The organism is Crassaminicella profunda (genome assembly GCF_019884785.1).
In the GTDB taxonomy this organism is placed as follows: domain Bacteria; phylum Bacillota; class Clostridia; order Peptostreptococcales; family Thermotaleaceae; genus Crassaminicella; species Crassaminicella profunda.
This window is the reverse complement of the sequence record NZ_CP082326.1, coordinates 1,784,719-1,802,267: the sequence shown is the minus strand read 5'-3', so window position 1 is coordinate 1,802,267 and position 17,549 is coordinate 1,784,719. Positions and strand designations below refer to the sequence as shown.

The following is a 17,549-nucleotide window of genomic DNA, read 5'->3' as shown; positions in this document are numbered from 1 at the left end:
TTGACTTTTTAAACGTTTTATTCAAATAACAAAAGGAGAGCTTTCACTCTCTTGTACCTGGTGAACTACTTGTTGCACCTGCTGTATTTATTTGGTTTTCTGTTCCAGCAATTGATCCAGATTTTAATTCTTGCTCACGGTATTTTAGCCCATAAATATCTTCTACGGCCCCTGGATCTACTGAATTTCTGATTATATCTATTCTTTGTTCATCCTTTTTATTATCTTTTTGCATACCCTCACCTCCATATTAGTATTAGATAATCAAATGGATGATATGCAAATTATAAAAAAGCACCTACAAATCTAATTGTAAATGCTCTTCATATTCCTTCACTTCCCATTCACTACTTATTTTATATATTATTTTTAATTTTTCCTAATAATTCATTTTTCATTTCAATAAGCCCATGTACTTCATTTATTAATAAATTATCTTTCTTATGGCCCTTTTCAACAAAGTACATAGAAATAGCACCTAAGCCTACATGGGTTCCAACAGCAACCCCCATTTGCATGATGAATATATCACCAGCAAAATCCGTCTCTTTGAGAATCTTATTTTTTAAATTTTCACCAATTATTCTATCTGAAGTATAGCCAATGATGATAAAATCTGTAATTTCCTTATCATTTCTATTTATAAACTCATCAATATAGTGTTTAAATACTTTTTTTCTTCCTCTCTCTTTGGCAACAATTGCTCCTCTTCCCTTTTTCATGGTCATAATCGGTTTAAGTTTTAGAAGTTTCCCTAAAAAAGCACTAGCATTTGTAAGCCTTCCACTTTTAACAAGATGATCCAAATCATCTACAGAAAGAAAATGCTTAACATTTGTTTTATATGTCTCATTAAAAGCTATTAATTCTTCAAAGGAAATGTCCTTCTCTTTTAATATAGCACTCTTTAGAATTAACCATCCACTTCCATGACTCATACACTTTGAATCTACAATATAAATCTTAATCGTTGAATTTGGATTTTCCTCATAGAAATACTCTTTAGCAATTATAGCAGACTGGTATGCACCACTTGTACCACTAGACATACAAATACATAGTATCTCTTTATACCCATCTGTAACAGCTTGATTAATTACTTTTAAATATTCAACGGGACTTGGCATTGCAGTTGTTGGTTTTTCATCTAACTCCTCAATAATATTGTAAAAATCATTAGGTTTTATATCTATTCGATCCTTATAAGCCTTACCTTCTATATTAATAGTTAAAGGCACTAAACTGATTTTATATTTTTCTACAATCTCCTGAGATAAATCACATGTTGAATCAGCCATAATCTTTATCATATATATCCTCCAAGGTTCATTTAATACAATATATTATACTTCATGATCATAAAACTATTCAACATTTTTCGATTTTTCTTGCACATAATTATTGTATAAAAAGAAGAACCTCTCAAAAGGTTCTTTACATAACTGATCATTATGGTATTTAAATAGTTAGATAAACCGTGTTACTCCTTATTTATCCATTACAAGATTATCATCCTTTATACTTCTAAAATAGTTCCTGTACAATTTACAAAAAAATCATCACATTTTTCCTTAAAACTTTGAACGGCTTTCTCTCCAGTACAATGGGATACACCAATAATTTTAATATTCTTTTCTTTTAATTTCTCTATGGTTTTATCTATACGCTCCTCATCAGCTTCTACAAGATGAGTTCCCCCTATAATTCCATAAATATTCTTACCTGTTCTTTTAGCAATAGTATCAATGATATTTAAAAGTCCAGGATGTGAACAACCTAGCAGAATAACGAGTCCTTTATCTGTATCTACAACTAATGTTATTTCATCCTCAAAACGATCCAAAAGATATTCATTTTCTTTTTTAAATTTCATATTAGGATTTAATCCCTCAAAATCATATGTTCTTTCAAAGTTTGTAAAAATATATACCTTTTCACCAAGCTTCACCATATCCTTATCCACATAATTAATATTTAATTTTTTCTCTTTTATAAAATTTTCATTAAAATCTATTCCTATATATCTATAAGCTACATCATCTGCACTAAAATCTGATTTTTTATTTTCATCTAAAGAACGATATTTATCACTATTACTAAAAAAATTTTCACTTACATAAAACTCTGGGTGAACATCAAAATCTTCTAAAAATCTTCTAACCCCTCCACAATGATCATAGTGGGCATGACTCAGCATCAAAAAATCTGTCTTCTTCAAGTCAATCCCTAAAGCCTTTGCATTTTCAATAAAATCCCCTGTTCTTCCTGTATCAAACAAAATATTCCCCTCAGGTGTTTCAATAAAAAAAGATAATCCATGTTCATTATGTAGTTCTTTATTATCCCCCAAAGAATTCTCTATGATTGTTGTAATCTTCATAAACTCCATCTCCTTTTCATTATTAATGCTTATTTTATTCCTTAAATGGCAACTATCCAAAATACCCCAAACCATCTATTTTTTATAGTTGCATTATAACACGTTATATAAACATGTACAATTTAGGGTGTTTCTTTGAATAACAATTGACAGGTAACCAATAACAAGATAAAATCAAAAAGGTTATACATTTATATAATGTTAATAATAATTACTAATATAAAATAAAGGAAGATGAAAAATGTCTGAAAAAAATTTAAGCTTTATTGATGAGGTTCGCAGAAGAAGAACCTTTGCAATCATTTCCCATCCTGATGCTGGGAAAACAACATTAACAGAAAAATTACTATTATATGGTGGAGCCATTCGTTCTGCAGGATCAGTTAAATCCAGAAGATCACAAAAACATGCTGTATCCGACTGGATGGAAATTGAGAAAAAAAGAGGAATCTCTGTTACCTCTAGTGTACTTCAATTTAATTATGATGGCTTTTGTATTAACATTCTTGATACACCAGGACACCAGGATTTCAGTGAAGACACTTATCGTACCCTCATGGCGGCAGACAGTGCTGTTATGGTTCTTGACTGTTCTAAAGGGGTTGAGGATCAAACAAAAAAACTTTTCCAAGTTTGTAAAATGAGAGGAATTCCTATTTTTACTTTTATCAACAAACTTGATCGCGCAGGAAAAGATCCATTTGAACTACTAGAAGAACTTGAAAAAATTCTAGGAATTCGTTCTTGCCCAATGAATTGGCCTATTGGTACAGATGGTAATTTCAAAGGTGTTTTCAATCGTCAGAAGAAACAAATCGAACTTTTTGATGACGGAAATCATGGACAAGCTATTGCCGATGTAATAACAGGAGATCTCTCCGATAAAAAGTTTGATGAGTTACTAGGAGAACATCTTCATGAACAATTAATGAATGACATTGAATTATTAGATATAGCAGGAGATGAATTTGATCTAGATAAGATATTAAATGGTGAATTAACACCAGTGTTCTTTGGAAGTGCCCTTACGAACTTTGGCGTAGAACCATTTTTAGAATCCTTCTTGAACATAACTACACCCCCACAACCTAGACCTAGTAATTTAGGACCTATCAATCCTGAATCAACTAATTTTTCTGGCTTTATTTTCAAAATACAAGCCAATATGAATCCTACTCATAGGGATAGAATAGCATTTTTAAGAATTTGCTCTGGTAAATTCGAAAAAGGAATCACAGCAAATCATGTACAAGAGAATAAAAAGGTCCGATTAGCACAACCTCAACAATTTTTAGCTCAAGATCGTATGATCGTAGAAACAGCTTACCCAGGAGACATTATCGGAATTCATGATCCTGGAATATTTAAAATTGGTGATACATTATGCCAAGATGGGTCAAAATTACAATACGAAGGAATCCCTGTATTTGCTCCAGAACATTTTGCAAAAGTATTTGCAAAAAATTCTCTTAAACGAAAACAATTTTTAAAAGGGATTACCCAATTAGCAGAAGAAGGCTCCATACAGGTATATAAACGACCTAATATTGGTGTAGAAGAATTAATTATTGGTGTAGTTGGCGTCCTTCAATTTGAAGTATTAGAATATCGTCTTAAAAATGAATATGGTGTAGACCTTCTCATAGAAAGACTTCCTTATCGCTATATCCGTTGGGTTGAAATGGATGATTTTGATCCAAAGAACTTTTCTATTACAATGGATACAATGATCGTTCAAGATGAAGACGAACATCCGGTCTTATTATTTCAAAATGAATGGTCTATTGGCCAAGTACAAGATCGAAATAATAATGTTGTATTAAAAGAAATCTCATTAAGAAAATAATTATATCAAACATTAAGAGGTCAAGCTCAAATAAGTTTTATTTTTCACTTATTTAAGCTTGACCTCTCTTATTATTTAAATAGCTAGATTCATCAATAATGTAATTTGAAAACATTTTTCCCTTAAAAAATCTTTAAAATATTCTCGATCTTCATACTTGAATCAAATTCTTTCTTAACTTTATCAATAAAATTTTCATCGTTCTTTTTTTCTATCTTATGAACAACAGCAATAATATCTAGTCCTGTGATACTTTTGATCACTTCTATATTATCATCCTCATAAAAAGAACCTGTATATCCATTTATAATAATTCCTTTAATATCAATATTTTTACTTCTAGCGTATTCTACAGTTAGAACCGTATGGTTTATGGTACCTACTCCAGCTCTTGCAACAATTACTACTGGAATCTGTAAATCCTTTATTAAATCATACATATAATACTTATCTCTAATAATAGGCACAACCAGCCCACCACTGCCTTCAGCCATAACGAAATCATATTTATTTTGCAGTTTTTTATATCCTTCAATCATTTTTTCTTTTTTAATCTCTACCTTTTCAATTTCTGCCGCAATATGTGGTGATACTTCTGTTTTGAGGCAGTATGGATTCATAGCATGATCATCCTCTTTTATATCTGTGACTTTTTTTATAAATGCAACATCTCCAGATATTAATTGATTATTTTTTAAAATCCCGCCACTTTGCACACATTTATAACTACAAGAATGATAATTATTTTTTCTTAAAGTATAAGTAAGTCCTGCCGTTATAAATGTTTTTCCTACATCTGTATCTGTCCCCAAGACAAATATTCCCTTAGACAATACACTCTCCCCCTTTTTCAATACAAATCATCCTACTCTTTTTCTCATTAATATTTTATATATCCATGTTTTCTTAAAATAGGTATTACTTTTACAGATGTAAATGCAACTAAAGCACTTAATATTAAATCAGGTACTATATAAGGTGTAAAGCCCCACGCTATTGCAGTTTTAAAAGTAATAGGATCTTCAACCGTTAAATTGAACATATAATATAGATAAGGAACACCTATTGCATAAACAACCATAAGTCCTACTACTACAGGAATATAGACTTTAATAAATGTAATTTTTTTTAGATTTTGTGTTACTAAACCTATTATAAAAGCACAAAATATAAACCCTATTAAATATCCAAATGTAGGTTGATATATATAATGAATCCCTCCACCTTTAGTGAAAATAGGAATCCCCGCTAATCCAATCCCTACATATAAAAGCTGTGAATAAAGACCATATTTAGCTCCAAGAAAAACTCCAGAATAAGCACAAAATAAAAATTGAAGTGTAAAAGGAACTAACGGTGTAGGTATTTTAATAAATGCCCCTACCGCTGTTAATGCTGCAAAAAGTGAAATTAGAATCATATCTCTTATTTTCATTTCTAGTCTCATCTCCTCTTCTTTATAGAATTTATTCAATGATTATTGATATATATAGTATATTCATTAGACAGTTTATTGTCAACTTCATTTTTGATATAGTTAACAATAAATTAAACATAATATCCCTCTCTCTTTTCAAAAAAGCAAAATGCTTTGATTCAAGAATTTCTATCTTCTCAACCAAAGCATTGCATTCCACTATTATTTTTTATCATCCAATACTGTTACTTTCTTTATAACCACATCTTCCTTAGGTACAGATTCCTCTCCTGTATAAGGATTCTTTTCTACAGGAGTATCTGCAAGTTTATCTAATGTTTCTTCTCCCTCTATTAACTTTCCAAATGCTGCATATTTCCCATCAAGAAAGCTTCCATCTCCATCCATGATAAAAAATTGACTACTTGCTGAATCAGGATCATTACTACGAGCCATTGAAATAATTCCTTTTGTATGTTTCAGTGTATTTTGAGAAAAACCATTTTCTTCGAATTCCCCTTTAATATTTTTTTCAGATCCTCCAGTTCCATCTCCCTTAGGATCTCCACCTTGAATCATAAAATCCTTAATAATTCTATGAAATTTCAACCCATCATAAAAACCATCTTTAGAAAGATTAATAAAGTTTTCTACTGTCTCAGGAGCCATTTCAGGATATAATTCCAAAACCATCTTTCCTTCGTCTTCCATTTCTATTTGCACTTTTGGATGATCCACATCACTATTTATCCCTGAATTTTCACTTGTATTTTTACTACTACATCCTGTAATCAATAGCATCATTCCCACTATCATAGACACTACTACAAAAAATCTTTTGTTAGAAATATTTAGCATAATTTAAACTCCTTTGTAAGTTATTTTTTTATTTACTCAACTTTACTTCAATCGCATTTCCATAGTATTTGGCCTAAAGCCCATAGACTGATAAAACTCAATGGTATTATAATTTTCATAAGAAACCGTAATCGTAATAGTCTTACAACCATTCCCTTTTAACCATTCCATATGGCGATTCATTAATTCTTTACCAATTCCCCTCCCTCTAGCTTCCTCAATCACATGAAGTGTTTGTGGCTCTCCTTTATCTCCTTCAAATGTAGAAATACAATAACCTAACAATCTTTCTTCATCATCCTCAGCCAACGTAATTTTTATATGGTCTTGATCAAATGAACTAAATCCATTTATTCTTTCTTCAAAAACAATATCTGAATACAGATGTTTGAAAAATTTTGATAGTTCCTCATGAAACTTTCTATTTCTCTCCCACACATCTTTAATAATTGAAACCTCGTTAAAAGGTATATCTCTATAATCAACCAATGATTCTCCCCCTTTACAGTGTTTATATGAATCTATAAATCCATTTCATTTAAAATGTCTCTTAATTTTTTTAATTCGTCTTTTGTCAATGTCACTCCCTTCCCCATTTTTTCATGCTCAGGGGCCCAATCTCTTAGATCATATTTTGGATTTCTATCATTCCAGCTAATAAGATTTAATTGTTTTGACCACCCCTTGTTATTTTCTGAGAGGCTTCCTATAGTTTCTTTGATTTCATATTTTATCCCTGCCATTTTTTATTCTCCTTTTATTGTTTCGTATTTTATTACTAAGTTTTTTTCACTAGTCTTATTTTACCATAATATGAGGTTAATAGTGTCTTTACTAAATACTATTATTTTTTTACTTGGCTTTATTCTTATTCTTAATTTTTTCTTTCCTCACAAAATGGATAAAAGACCAACAATGAAATTTTAACGTACCTATAAATTTTAATATAATAAAAACTCCCACAATAACTGTAGGAGCTAATAATAACTAAAGATTATACTCAAATGCTTTACAAATTAATGTTCAAAAAGACGAATTCCTGTAAACGCCATAGCTATATTATATTGATCACATATTTCAATTACATGATCATCTCTTACTGAACCTCCTGGTTGTGCAATATAAGCAACACCACTTTTTCTTGCTCTTTTTATATTATCTCCAAACGGGAAAAATGCATCTGAACCTAGTGCTACCCCATTTAAATTTTTTAGCCATTCTGCTTTTTCATCCCTTGTCAAAGGATCTGGTCTTTTTATAAAAACACTTTCCCATATTCCATCAGCCAAAATATCCATATAATCATCAGATATATAGATATCTATTGCATTATCTCTCTCAGCTCTTTTTAACTTATCTTTAAAGGGTAAATTTAAAACCTTAGGATTTTGCCTTAAATACCATATATCTGCTTTATTTCCCGCCAACCTTGTACAATGAATTCTTGATTGTTGACCTGCTCCGATACCAATTGCTTGTCCGTCTTTCACATAACAAACAGAATTAGACTGAGTATATTTTAAGGTAATCAAAGCTATCATTAAATCTCTTTTCGCATTTTGTGGAATTAATTTATTCTTTGTAGGTAGACTTTTGAATACATCTTCTGTTATCTTTATATCATTTCTTCTCTGTTCAAAGGTAATTCCATATAATTCTTTTGTTTCCAATTCTCTTGGTTCATACTCCTCATCCATTTGAATGACAACATATGTTCCTCTACGTTTCTTTTTTAAAATATCTAATGCTTCTTTTGAATAGGATGGGGCAATAATACCATCAGAAACTTCACGTAGTAAGAATGTTGCAGTTTGTTCATCACACTCATCTGATAAAGCTACAAAATCTCCATAAGAAGACATTCTATCTGCTCCTCTAGCTCTAACATAAGCAATAGCAATATCTGATAATTCCACATCTTCTACAAAATATATTTTTTTCAATGTTTCATCTAATGGAATGGCACTAGCTGCTCCTGCAGGGCTTACATGTTTAAATGACGTAGCAGAAGCTAAGCCTGTAGCTTCTTTTAATTCCTTCACTAATTGCCACCCATTAAGGGCATCTAAAAGATTAATATACCCCGGATTTCCATTTAATATCTTTATTGGTAGCTCTCCCTCTTTTGCATAAATTCTTGATGGTTTTTGATTTGGATTACATCCATACTTTAATTCTAATTCTTTCATCTTGATACACTCCTTTTACTATAAGAAAAGAGCCCACGATCTGGACTCTTTGCCCAGACGGTCGGCTCCTATTTGCTATACTTCATGTGGTTAATTCCACTTCCGTCAGTCGTATAACTAATTAAGTTATATCATTATTGGCTCTAATTGTCAAAATATTTTTATCAGACATTTTAAAAATATTATTATACATTTTGTTTACCTCTTTTTAATACCTATATACATCAATCTCGTCATCTATCTTTTTCCACCATTAAATATTACCATATTTTATCTAACTTATCAGAATAGAATTCTATTGCTTTTTTATACTGCTTGATATTTTCATCTGAGGATGTTTTAGCTAAATTGGTTAATAATATTTCCATTGCTTTAGCGTGTTCACCTAAATTATATAATGTCATAGCATAAAAAACTTTCATAGCTTTATCATTTGTAAATTTAGCTAATGCTTTTTCAAATACTTCTTTTGATTTTTTATATTCTCCTAATGTTCTGTACGTACTGCCCAATCCTAAAAAAGCACCTTGCAAATCATTATCTGCTAAACCCATTAAAATAGCTTTCTCATAATATGGTACTGCCTGCTTTTCCAAACCCATAACATCAAAACTCCAAGCACACTGATAATTAATTATTGAATTATCTGGGTATTCATTTGCAAGATTTATCAAAATTTCATTTGATTCTTTTAATTTTCCTTCTTTTCTTAATGCAATTGCGTTGTCTAATTCTTTCATGCTTACGCTCTCCTTAAAATTTCATAGATGTTCTTATTTTTTTCACAAATTTTTAATTATCCAAGTCATCATTATTCACCTATAACTTATTCATAAGATCTATTAATTGTTTAAGATTTTCAGTAGCTTTTATAATCTCTTTTTCATCAATTTCTTTAAATATTTCTACAATCCCTAGCTCGTACAACTTTAACTTAGCATCAGTATACTGTTCCCCTTTTTCAGTAAGCTGTACCCAAGTTTTTCTTCTATCTTTTAGATCATTTTCACGTTTTACTAAATCAAATTTTTCTAAAGAATCTAAAAGTATTGTAAGTGCACCTTTACTTAAATCCAAGCACTTTCCTAAATCTGTTTGAATGATTCTTTTTTGCTTCTTAATAACGAATAGTGCTTTTCTTTGATTTTTATTACACTTTGGCATTGTATCATCATCATGGTTAAACACTATACCAACTTTTTGATGATATAATGTTATGTACTCAAAAAAAAGTTGATTCAATAATTTACTTGTTTCCTTTTTCATAAAAAAACCTCAATTCAATAATAATTAAAACATCCATTTTGCTTACCAAATACTTATACCATTTAATCTAACTTGTTCATTATATTAAATTATTTAAATCATATATGCATACATATCATCAACTTTATCATTCATATATTTTTGCATATCGCTAATTGCTTGGTTGTAAATATGTGGACCTATTTTTTCTATTATAAAGTCCAAAATAAGTTGCCCTTGTAAATTTCCAATTGATTCTTCCCTTTCACATTCAAAATATCTTCTTATTTCTTCTACTGCATCTTCATATCGGTCTTTAGTAAGTTTAATTTCATTCATTTTTTGATCTCCTCTTTTTTTATTAATAATAGTTTAAATTTGAATAATAATAAATCTAACAGTTTAAATTTTAACTATTATTTAAAAGAATGTCAATTTAATTATTATTTTAAGGGTGCAATATTCTCTTTCCCAATCACTTTACACATTTCATCCTTTCAAAATACTAAGCCATCTCACAAAAAATTTGAATACTTTCAATCACTACATCTTTACCAATCTTGTCTTTACAGATAAAAAGATTGACTCTTCTTTTTTTTATTTTTCATACTGATCCCTATATTAATCATCAAATCGTTTCAAATCATCTTTTGTAAAAGTCCATTCAGGTGTATTTATTATTTCTTTGTCAGTATTCAAAACATACCAAGGGCTTATGTCTCTATTATTTGGATTTACAAGAATTTGTATATCTTGAGCTGGCATATAACTTTGTGCTAATAGATAGTACTTTTCTCCTGTTTCTTTATTTTCTGCCATATCTACAACGATAACAGCATGCCCAGGACTTCCACCTTGAATAAATATATCTCCAATTTGCATCTCTTCTAATTTTATAGCTTGAAGTTCTTTAGATAAAGATAAAGTACCTGCGTAAGAAAAGATCAAGTCCATATACTTTCTAAAGTTCTTATATGTACTAGATTTTTGACTTTTCTTTTTCCAATAGGTTTTATTTCCATCTACAACTACTCTATTCCCTTGTATCCATTTATCATAATCTACCCTAAATCCATTGGTTAAATTGAAATGAATTTTTTCAAAATCCTTTTTTTGAAATAGATATTCTCCTCTTAGCCTCATAATGGCATCTGCACATTGCTGTAGATTTCTTGTTCCTATGTCCATATCAACAACTGCTTCATATACGCCAAAGTTTTCTTTTATTTTGCCATTGTAATATGAAACTTTTGCATTATGCTCTTTTAGCGGTAATTTGCGTAAATAATCTGCAAATGAATTTTCTTCTACCTTTGTTCGAGTACATCCCTTAGGTACATTGATCCTATCATAAATAGTTAATCCTTTTTCATTGATTATAGATCGATTGGTTTCTGTGTTTATATTCCCCTTTAGGTCTGGTACTTCGTTGTTTTTCTTTTCTGTATTTACACAGCCTAAAAGCAATCCTACAAGTATAACTAAAATCAATACTTTTCTCATTTTTTTCACCTTTCAATTCAAGTCAATAATTTATTATTTATTAAATTATTGACTTGAATTGCTCTCTAAATTTTACCCTATTTTTTAGCAACACTTTCAAATAAAGTATTTAATTCTTCAGAATAAATGAAATCATAAGCTACATCTGGAATCTGTAGTTGTTTATCTTCTGAATATACAAAGCTGACGATTAATTTTTTATTTATGAATGGATTCGTTTTTTCATAATCTTTATCATCCTCTATGGTTTTATAAAATTCAATTTCATCATCTACTTCGTATTCTCCTTTATATACATTGATTAATTTTGCTTTTATTTTATAAGTTACATAAAGATCATCTTTAGCATCTTTTTCTAGTTGATTTGCAGCTATAACTTCTAAAGCTACTGTAACATCCGTTCCTTCTATATTATTTTCTATTAATTCTTTGGGTGGAAGAGATGTATCGATATCCTCTGCTTCCGATGTATTCTTTCCTTTCTCTTCTATTTTAGTATCTGCTTTTTCATTATTGTTTGATATTGGTGAAGATATAGCACTACATCCTACTAAAGCTATTATAATCAATCCTAAAATCGTTATCTTATAGCTATTTTTATTAAATTTCTTAATCATAATAATCCTCCTTTTTACTTCTCTCTTATTTTCTAACAAATTTGCAGTTACATGAATAAATTTAGGCTTTGATAAGTATTCTAATAGATCAAGAATGACTTTCCCATAAGCAACATGCTCTTTTTTATTCAAATGATTTAGTACTAATGCATCACATGCTAATTCCACGTCATTTTTCATTTCATAAAAACCAATCCAAATAAGGGGATTGAACCAATGTATCAATTGAAAAACTAAAATAATCCAATTGATGAATAAATCTTTACGTTTTAAATGAGAAAGTTCATGGAGCATGATATATTCTAATTGTTTATCATCAAAATCATAAATCATTTCTCTTGGAAAAATGATTTTGGGATGAATCACACCAAATAATACAGGTACATTGAAGGCTTCTGTCTTTAACATTTTCACTTCTTTTTTTATGTTCATTCTATCTTTACATTTTCTTAAACCATTTAATTTGGTTTCATCTACGATTTCATCTCCTTTCTGTATTAATTTATATAAAGATAAATTTTTGTATAAAATATATAATCCTATTATTAAAACCCCACTTATCCATATATAAAAAATCGAACTTAGCTGATTTTCTTTATGGGTTAAACTGGATTTTTTTATAACCTTTGGTGGTATCAAATTTGTTAAAAAAATGTTCTCTTGTGTTACATTATCTTCTGTTACTAAACTACTTTGAATGATTGTTTCATTTTGCTGAAAGTATTTAGGGATATTATATATACTCAAATGACTCTCTGGCATCTGTGGAATCATTAGAGATATCAGTAACAAATACCATATTCCATACTGAAATTTAGCATTAATTTTTTGCCTTAATACAAATTTAACGATGAATATAAGTACTATTAATACACTTGCTCTTAAAGAAGTCTTTATAACCATATTGATTAAATTATTCAATATTCCTATAAAAGGATTCATATCTATTCTTCCTCTTTCTCTTCTAATATTTTTTTTAATTCATCTATTTCTTCACTTGATAATTTTGCTTCTTTTAAGAAACTCGCAACTAGTGTATTTAAGGAACCATTAAATATTTTTTTGATGAAAGATTTAGTTTCTACTACCCGATATTCTTCTTCTTTGATGATAGGATAATAAATATAATGTTTACCTTGTTTTTCATAATCAATTACATGCTTTTTAAGAAGCCTATTCAGCATAGTTTTAATTGTTTTATCATTCCAATTAAATTTGGGATCAATCTTTTCAATCACCTCATAGGCTGTCATCTTTTTGTTTTTCCAAATAATTTTCATAATTTCATATTCTGCATCAGAAATTTTGGGTAATGGTCCTGTTTTATTCATAGCCTCACCTCCTAAAAATTATATAAAAAATTACAAGTGTAATCTCAATTTAATATTACACTTGTAATCATAAATTGTCAATATTAATTTTAACAGTAATGTAATAAAAACACAGTTAAGTAATTGGTACTCCTTAACTATGTTTTTTATTTTTTATTTGATGCATAGTAATATGCTTTCAGATATGAAGTATCGCTATTTTTTTTCTTTAATTTAAATCACTAACCTTAATATCTTGATCTATAAACCTTAATATTTCAATATTATTTAATATATCTTTTCCATCACGATTCAATTGATCTTCAATAACAATATTGTTATCCTTCACTTCAATTTTATAATCATCTGATTTACCTATAAATTGGACAATATCCATCCCTTCTCTTCCATCAATATGATTATTTCCACTATTTCCAATTAAAATATTATCTAGTGAATTTCCCATTAATCCTGTATTTTTATTTCCTAACAGTCTTGCATTTTTTAGATATTTTGATTTATGTGTATAAGGTTCTTTTTCATCATAATACATCTTAAAAGTACCACTAAAGGCTGAATCAATCCTAGCCATATAGGTAATAGCGCTTGGTAAAAATTTACTAACAATTTTATATCCCATAGGATCATTTTTCTTAATGTCTTCTCTCGTCTTTGAAGTATAGATTCCCCACATGCCACCTTTATTTTCTGTATAAGGTGCCCACAGTCCATAATAAGAATCTACTACAGATGCTAAATACTCTTGTTCAAGACTTCCTTCTTGTTCAAGCTCTACTAACCAATCCTTTGAGCCAAGTCCCCACAATCCTTTTTTACCCCAATCCCTTTTGTTTTTAGGAAGTGAATTTCTCATGGCTTTATAAATTTTCTTTTGTAAATCAGGAAGTGCTCCTGGATTACTCTTTATTCCAATACCATAATCATGAACCATATGAAGTATTTCTTCATATGCTGCATCTCTGTGATTATAATCATTTTCTATATACCATTTGCTCCCTACGGTAGGGGTTTCCATTTGATATAAAGATTGTCCTTTTAGTGCTTCCTCTGGAATATCAGACTCTCCATCAGCTCCATTTGGCATCACTAAAACAGCTTTATTATCAGCTATTTTATTTGCCACTTCACCTTTTTTATATGCTCCAAAATCTTCTAGATAAAAGCTTAATTGATTATATGCTTTTAATAATTGTTCATCTGTCACTTTATCTTGAGCTACAATCGTAATAGGCTTTCCATTGGGTGCTATATATTGAATATATTTTGAATAATATTTTTTGTAAACCTTTCCTAATTTTGAAGGATCTCTAATAATATCTTCTTCACTTATATATTGCTTATAATTTGGATTCATTACTTCTTCTTTGATAACTTCTTTAACATCTTCAAATTTTGCATGTTCTTCATCTTTTTGAGCAAACACAAAGCAACCTGTTAAAATTATCAAACACACTATACATACAATAAACTTTCTCATACGCTCCACTCCTTTTTTGAATTTCCTATAATTTCATACCGGTCCTACTTCTTTACAACAATAGCTTAACTCAATCATGTATCCATCGTGTATCCATTTCAAAATTTATAGCTTTTTAATTTTAAAACCTTTCAGCATAAATACAAAACCCACGATCAATAAACATTAATCCTGGGTTTGTATAAAATTCATTTGAATAGAATTATTTTCTCCTTCAATTTTTCAGTTTTAACGAAAAATAAAATTCTACACCATTGTCTATATTCTTAACACCATAATCAGAATCATGTAACTCTAGGATATTTTTCACTATTGTAAGTCCTAGCCCACTTCCTCCTAATCTTCTATTTCTTGATTTTTCTGTTCTATAAAACCTATCCCAAATTTTGTCTAAATCATCATCAATTATAACTCCATAATTTTTGATGTGAAGATATAGATCATCTTTATGGAACTTTGAAGTTACCTCAATTCTTTCACCATTAGGGGAATACCTCATCCCATTACTTAAAAGATTAATCATAACTTGCTCAATCTTACTTATATCTCCAATGACAATTTTGTCTTCTATCTTAAGTTCAAAGGGCATATTTTTATCTTTCAATGGCTTTTCAAATTTACTCATCAAAGCTTCAATAAACGGCTTAATTTCAAATTCACTTAAATTTAATTTATAACTACCTGTTTCAAGTTTAGATAACTCAATCGTCTCAAGTACAAGTCCATTCAATTTTTCGATTTCCTCGGAAATTACATTTATATAATATTCTGGTTCTTTTTCATAAACACCATCCCTTATAATCTCTAAAAAGCCAGAGATAATCCCAAGAGGTGTCTTAAATTCATGAGATAGACTCATTAATAAATTTCTCATCCTTTCTTCATTATCTGCTTTTTTGATGGCTTCAATAGCTAATTGATTATTTGATGATTCTAATTTTTCAATTGTTGTTGATAAATTATTTGAAATATTATTCAAACTATCCGATAAAATACTCAATTCATCGTTTGTACTTATATCTGTCCTTTTTGTAAAATCCAGCTCTGATATACTCTTAGCTGAATCAATAAGCTTTATTAATGGCTTTGTAATCCATTTAGAATAAAAATATACAAGCACTAAAACTAATCCTAATTGAAATGCAAAAATATAGTAATAATATCCATTTAATAGTTGAAATGCATCATGTATATTTTCAAGGGTAAATAATGAAAATACATAAGTTGGAATATCATCTACCTCTTCTACTTTTTTTACTAATACAACAATCAGCAAACCTGAATATTCCTCAACAAACTCATATCTGCCTTTTTTTAAGATTTCCTTAACCTCTTGAGGATTTTTACTCTTCTCAATCCAATAGCTTTTTACTTCGTTAAATAATTTTTCTTGCTGATAACTTAAAATCCCTTGGTCTCTAACAACAAGGTTCTTAGCTATCACTTCACCCCTTATTGCAACAAGGTCATAAGGATTTTTTTTATATAATTCATCCCAAGTCCCATATCCTTCATCACTAACAAAGGAAGCATTCGTTTGTTTTATTTCTAAAGGTTCTATAAAATTTGTACCTTTCATACGCATCCCTAGAACTTTAATTTTTTCACCATCATTTATTTTATTGTCAGAATTTCTAAAATTTCCTTCTTCATCAATCATAAAGTCTATCATAATTTTAAGTTCTTTCTCTTCACCATCTCTTATAGTGATATAATTAAACGCTTCTAAAAAAGAATCATTTAAGATATCCTTATTTTCATTAAAAATAAGGATAGACGCTCCATTTTCATTTTGATAATCAACTGTTTTCTCATTTAACTGTAAATTCGTCCATTTCTGACTATTATACTCTTCACAAAGCTGATTGAAGTTCTTTTCAATTTTAGAAATTTTCATGTTTGTATATATATCTTCTAGGAAAAAATTTTGAAGAACAAGTTGAATAAGCATAACCAAAACAAATATACCTACTATAGTTGAAAATATTTTTTTCACAATACTATTAAGCATATTTGTATACCTCAAATTTATAACCAACAGATATTACCGTTTCAATAAATACAGAATAATTTCCCAATTTGCTTCTTACTTTTTTAATATGATTATCAACAACTCTAGTTTCTCCCTCGAAATCATATCCCCATACATTTTCTAGAATTTGATTTCTCGTTAGTGCAATTCCTTTATTCCTTACAAGGTATTCAAGTAATCCAAATTCTCTCGGAGCAAGTTTAATCTTCTTTTCATTTATAAAAACCTCTTTACCATCCACGTCTATTTTAAGTTTCTCATATATAAAAACTTTTTTATTTATTTCTTCTTTCATTCTTTCAAGTATTCTTTTAATTTTTGCTATTAGAATTTTTATCTTAAAAGGCTTCGTTACATAATCATCGGCACCAAGTTCATATCCTTTTACATGCTCCCTTTCATCTTCTATGGCCGTTAGTATGATAATGGGTACTTTTGAATTTTCTCTGATTTTTTTACAAACCTCAAAACCATTTAATTTAGGCATCATCACATCAAGTACTATCAAATCAATTTTATTTTCACTAAACTTTTTTAAGGCTACTTCACCATTATAAGCTTCCATAACTTTATATCCTTCTTTTCTTAGATATAGACTAATAAATTCACGAATTTTACTCTCATCTTCAACAATTAGTATAGTTTTTTCCATAT

The 17,549-nt window shown here is 29.2% G+C and carries 19 protein-coding genes and 1 riboswitch; of the genes, 1 reads left to right on the top strand and 18 read right to left on the bottom strand.

The window, feature by feature from the left end; genetic code table 11:
* Window positions 1-43 precede the first annotated feature (43 nt).
* The 3 genes from K7H06_RS08460 to K7H06_RS08450 form a co-directional block, all read right to left on the bottom strand.
* Window positions 44-235 (bottom strand): hypothetical protein, encoded by a 192-nt coding sequence (locus tag K7H06_RS08460; RefSeq protein WP_223039439.1) that lies wholly within the window; start codon window positions 233-235, stop codon window positions 44-46.
* A 121-nt stretch (window positions 236-356) separates the two neighbouring features.
* Complete coding sequence (locus K7H06_RS08455; protein WP_223039438.1) at window positions 357-1,310, bottom strand: DegV family protein; 954 nt, start codon at window positions 1,308-1,310, stop codon at window positions 357-359.
* Window positions 1,311-1,516: 206 nt separating this feature from the next.
* Window positions 1,517-2,380, bottom strand: coding sequence for an MBL fold metallo-hydrolase (locus K7H06_RS08450; RefSeq protein ID WP_223039437.1), 864 nt, complete (start codon window positions 2,378-2,380; stop codon window positions 1,517-1,519).
* Between the two features lie 241 nt (window positions 2,381-2,621).
* On the opposite strand from K7H06_RS08450, the gene K7H06_RS08445 reads away from it, so the two are divergent.
* Window positions 2,622-4,226 (top strand): peptide chain release factor 3, encoded by a 1,605-nt coding sequence (locus K7H06_RS08445; RefSeq protein ID WP_223039436.1) that lies wholly within the window; start codon window positions 2,622-2,624, stop codon window positions 4,224-4,226.
* Window positions 4,227-4,348: 122 nt separating this feature from the next.
* Here the strand turns inward: K7H06_RS08445 and bioD are convergent, their stop codons facing one another.
* The 15 genes from bioD to K7H06_RS08370 form a co-directional block, all read right to left on the bottom strand.
* Entirely contained in the window at window positions 4,349-5,059 is a 711-nt protein-coding gene (bioD, locus tag K7H06_RS08440) for a dethiobiotin synthase (RefSeq protein WP_223039435.1), read from the bottom strand.
* Window positions 5,060-5,106: 47 nt separating this feature from the next.
* A complete protein-coding gene (locus K7H06_RS08435) occupies window positions 5,107-5,661 on the bottom strand; it encodes a biotin transporter BioY (protein WP_223039434.1) in 555 nt (184 codons plus the stop codon).
* 204 nt (window positions 5,662-5,865) lie between these two features.
* On the bottom strand, window positions 5,866-6,501 hold the full coding sequence (locus K7H06_RS08430; protein WP_223039433.1) for a peptidylprolyl isomerase: 636 nt from the start codon (window positions 6,499-6,501) through the stop codon (window positions 5,866-5,868).
* Between the two features lie 42 nt (window positions 6,502-6,543).
* A complete protein-coding gene (locus tag K7H06_RS08425) occupies window positions 6,544-6,990 on the bottom strand; it encodes a GNAT family N-acetyltransferase (RefSeq protein WP_223039432.1) in 447 nt (148 codons plus the stop codon).
* A 32-nt stretch (window positions 6,991-7,022) separates the two neighbouring features.
* Entirely contained in the window at window positions 7,023-7,244 is a 222-nt protein-coding gene (locus tag K7H06_RS08420; RefSeq protein ID WP_223039431.1) for a YdbC family protein, read from the bottom strand.
* Window positions 7,245-7,517: 273 nt separating this feature from the next.
* Window positions 7,518-8,690 carry a phosphoribosylaminoimidazolecarboxamide formyltransferase gene (locus K7H06_RS08415; protein ID WP_223039430.1) on the bottom strand — a complete coding sequence of 391 codons (1,173 nt, stop codon included), beginning with the start codon at window positions 8,688-8,690 and terminating at the stop codon, window positions 7,518-7,520.
* 44 nt (window positions 8,691-8,734) lie between these two features.
* A riboswitch (ZMP/ZTP riboswitch) is annotated at window positions 8,735-8,813 on the bottom strand.
* A gap of 137 nt (window positions 8,814-8,950) precedes the next feature.
* The gene (locus K7H06_RS08410) at window positions 8,951-9,430 is read right to left on the bottom strand and encodes a tetratricopeptide repeat protein (RefSeq protein WP_223039429.1); all 480 of its coding nucleotides are present in this window, start codon (window positions 9,428-9,430) and stop codon (window positions 8,951-8,953) included.
* A gap of 79 nt (window positions 9,431-9,509) precedes the next feature.
* On the bottom strand, window positions 9,510-9,956 hold the full coding sequence (locus K7H06_RS08405; protein WP_223039428.1) for a MarR family winged helix-turn-helix transcriptional regulator: 447 nt from the start codon (window positions 9,954-9,956) through the stop codon (window positions 9,510-9,512).
* A 93-nt stretch (window positions 9,957-10,049) separates the two neighbouring features.
* The gene (locus tag K7H06_RS08400) at window positions 10,050-10,274 is read right to left on the bottom strand and encodes a DUF2164 domain-containing protein (protein WP_223039427.1); all 225 of its coding nucleotides are present in this window, start codon (window positions 10,272-10,274) and stop codon (window positions 10,050-10,052) included.
* Between the two features lie 282 nt (window positions 10,275-10,556).
* Window positions 10,557-11,438: a DUF4846 domain-containing protein gene (locus tag K7H06_RS08395; RefSeq protein ID WP_223039426.1), complete on the bottom strand. Its 882-nt coding sequence runs from the start codon at window positions 11,436-11,438 to the stop codon at window positions 10,557-10,559.
* Between the two features lie 77 nt (window positions 11,439-11,515).
* Complete coding sequence (locus tag K7H06_RS08390; protein ID WP_223039425.1) at window positions 11,516-12,997, bottom strand: M56 family metallopeptidase; 1,482 nt, start codon at window positions 12,995-12,997, stop codon at window positions 11,516-11,518.
* A 2-nt stretch (window positions 12,998-12,999) separates the two neighbouring features.
* Window positions 13,000-13,386 carry a BlaI/MecI/CopY family transcriptional regulator gene (locus K7H06_RS08385; protein ID WP_223039424.1) on the bottom strand — a complete coding sequence of 129 codons (387 nt, stop codon included), beginning with the start codon at window positions 13,384-13,386 and terminating at the stop codon, window positions 13,000-13,002.
* 208 nt (window positions 13,387-13,594) lie between these two features.
* Complete coding sequence (locus tag K7H06_RS08380) at window positions 13,595-14,863, bottom strand: hypothetical protein (RefSeq protein WP_223039423.1); 1,269 nt, start codon at window positions 14,861-14,863, stop codon at window positions 13,595-13,597.
* A gap of 214 nt (window positions 14,864-15,077) precedes the next feature.
* Entirely contained in the window at window positions 15,078-16,874 is a 1,797-nt protein-coding gene (locus K7H06_RS08375; RefSeq protein WP_223039422.1) for a sensor histidine kinase, read from the bottom strand.
* The gene (locus tag K7H06_RS08370; protein WP_223039421.1) at window positions 16,867-17,547 is read right to left on the bottom strand and encodes a response regulator transcription factor; all 681 of its coding nucleotides are present in this window, start codon (window positions 17,545-17,547) and stop codon (window positions 16,867-16,869) included. The genes K7H06_RS08375 and K7H06_RS08370 overlap by 8 nt, the downstream gene beginning before the upstream one ends.
* Between the last annotated feature and the right edge of the window lie 2 nt (window positions 17,548-17,549).

What these genes read in the sequence shown, in the direction of transcription:
- K7H06_RS08460 (WP_223039439.1), bottom strand. Translation starts at nt 235, where the DNA reads ATGCAAAAAGATAATAAAAAGGATGAACAAAGAATAGATATAATCAGA.
- K7H06_RS08430 (WP_223039433.1), bottom strand. Translation starts at nt 6,501, where the DNA reads ATGCTAAATATTTCTAACAAAAGATTTTTTGTAGTAGTGTCTATGATA.
- K7H06_RS08410 (WP_223039429.1), bottom strand. Translation starts at nt 9,430, where the DNA reads ATGAAAGAATTAGACAACGCAATTGCATTAAGAAAAGAAGGAAAATTA.
- K7H06_RS08420 (WP_223039431.1), bottom strand. Translation starts at nt 7,244, where the DNA reads ATGGCAGGGATAAAATATGAAATCAAAGAAACTATAGGAAGCCTCTCA.
- K7H06_RS08400 (WP_223039427.1), bottom strand. Translation starts at nt 10,274, where the DNA reads ATGAATGAAATTAAACTTACTAAAGACCGATATGAAGATGCAGTAGAA.
- K7H06_RS08435 (WP_223039434.1), bottom strand. Translation starts at nt 5,661, where the DNA reads ATGAAAATAAGAGATATGATTCTAATTTCACTTTTTGCAGCATTAACA.
- K7H06_RS08385 (WP_223039424.1), bottom strand. Translation starts at nt 13,386, where the DNA reads ATGAATAAAACAGGACCATTACCCAAAATTTCTGATGCAGAATATGAA.
- K7H06_RS08405 (WP_223039428.1), bottom strand. Translation starts at nt 9,956, where the DNA reads ATGAAAAAGGAAACAAGTAAATTATTGAATCAACTTTTTTTTGAGTAC.
- K7H06_RS08380 (WP_223039423.1), bottom strand. Translation starts at nt 14,863, where the DNA reads ATGAGAAAGTTTATTGTATGTATAGTGTGTTTGATAATTTTAACAGGT.
- K7H06_RS08395 (WP_223039426.1), bottom strand. Translation starts at nt 11,438, where the DNA reads ATGAGAAAAGTATTGATTTTAGTTATACTTGTAGGATTGCTTTTAGGC.
- K7H06_RS08375 (WP_223039422.1), bottom strand. Translation starts at nt 16,874, where the DNA reads ATGCTTAATAGTATTGTGAAAAAAATATTTTCAACTATAGTAGGTATA.
- K7H06_RS08370 (WP_223039421.1), bottom strand. Translation starts at nt 17,547, where the DNA reads ATGGAAAAAACTATACTAATTGTTGAAGATGAGAGTAAAATTCGTGAA.
- K7H06_RS08445 (WP_223039436.1), top strand. Translation starts at nt 2,622, where the DNA reads ATGTCTGAAAAAAATTTAAGCTTTATTGATGAGGTTCGCAGAAGAAGA.
- K7H06_RS08390 (WP_223039425.1), bottom strand. Translation starts at nt 12,997, where the DNA reads ATGAATCCTTTTATAGGAATATTGAATAATTTAATCAATATGGTTATA.
- K7H06_RS08450 (WP_223039437.1), bottom strand. Translation starts at nt 2,380, where the DNA reads ATGAAGATTACAACAATCATAGAGAATTCTTTGGGGGATAATAAAGAA.
- K7H06_RS08415 (WP_223039430.1), bottom strand. Translation starts at nt 8,690, where the DNA reads ATGAAAGAATTAGAATTAAAGTATGGATGTAATCCAAATCAAAAACCA.
- K7H06_RS08455 (WP_223039438.1), bottom strand. Translation starts at nt 1,310, where the DNA reads ATGATAAAGATTATGGCTGATTCAACATGTGATTTATCTCAGGAGATT.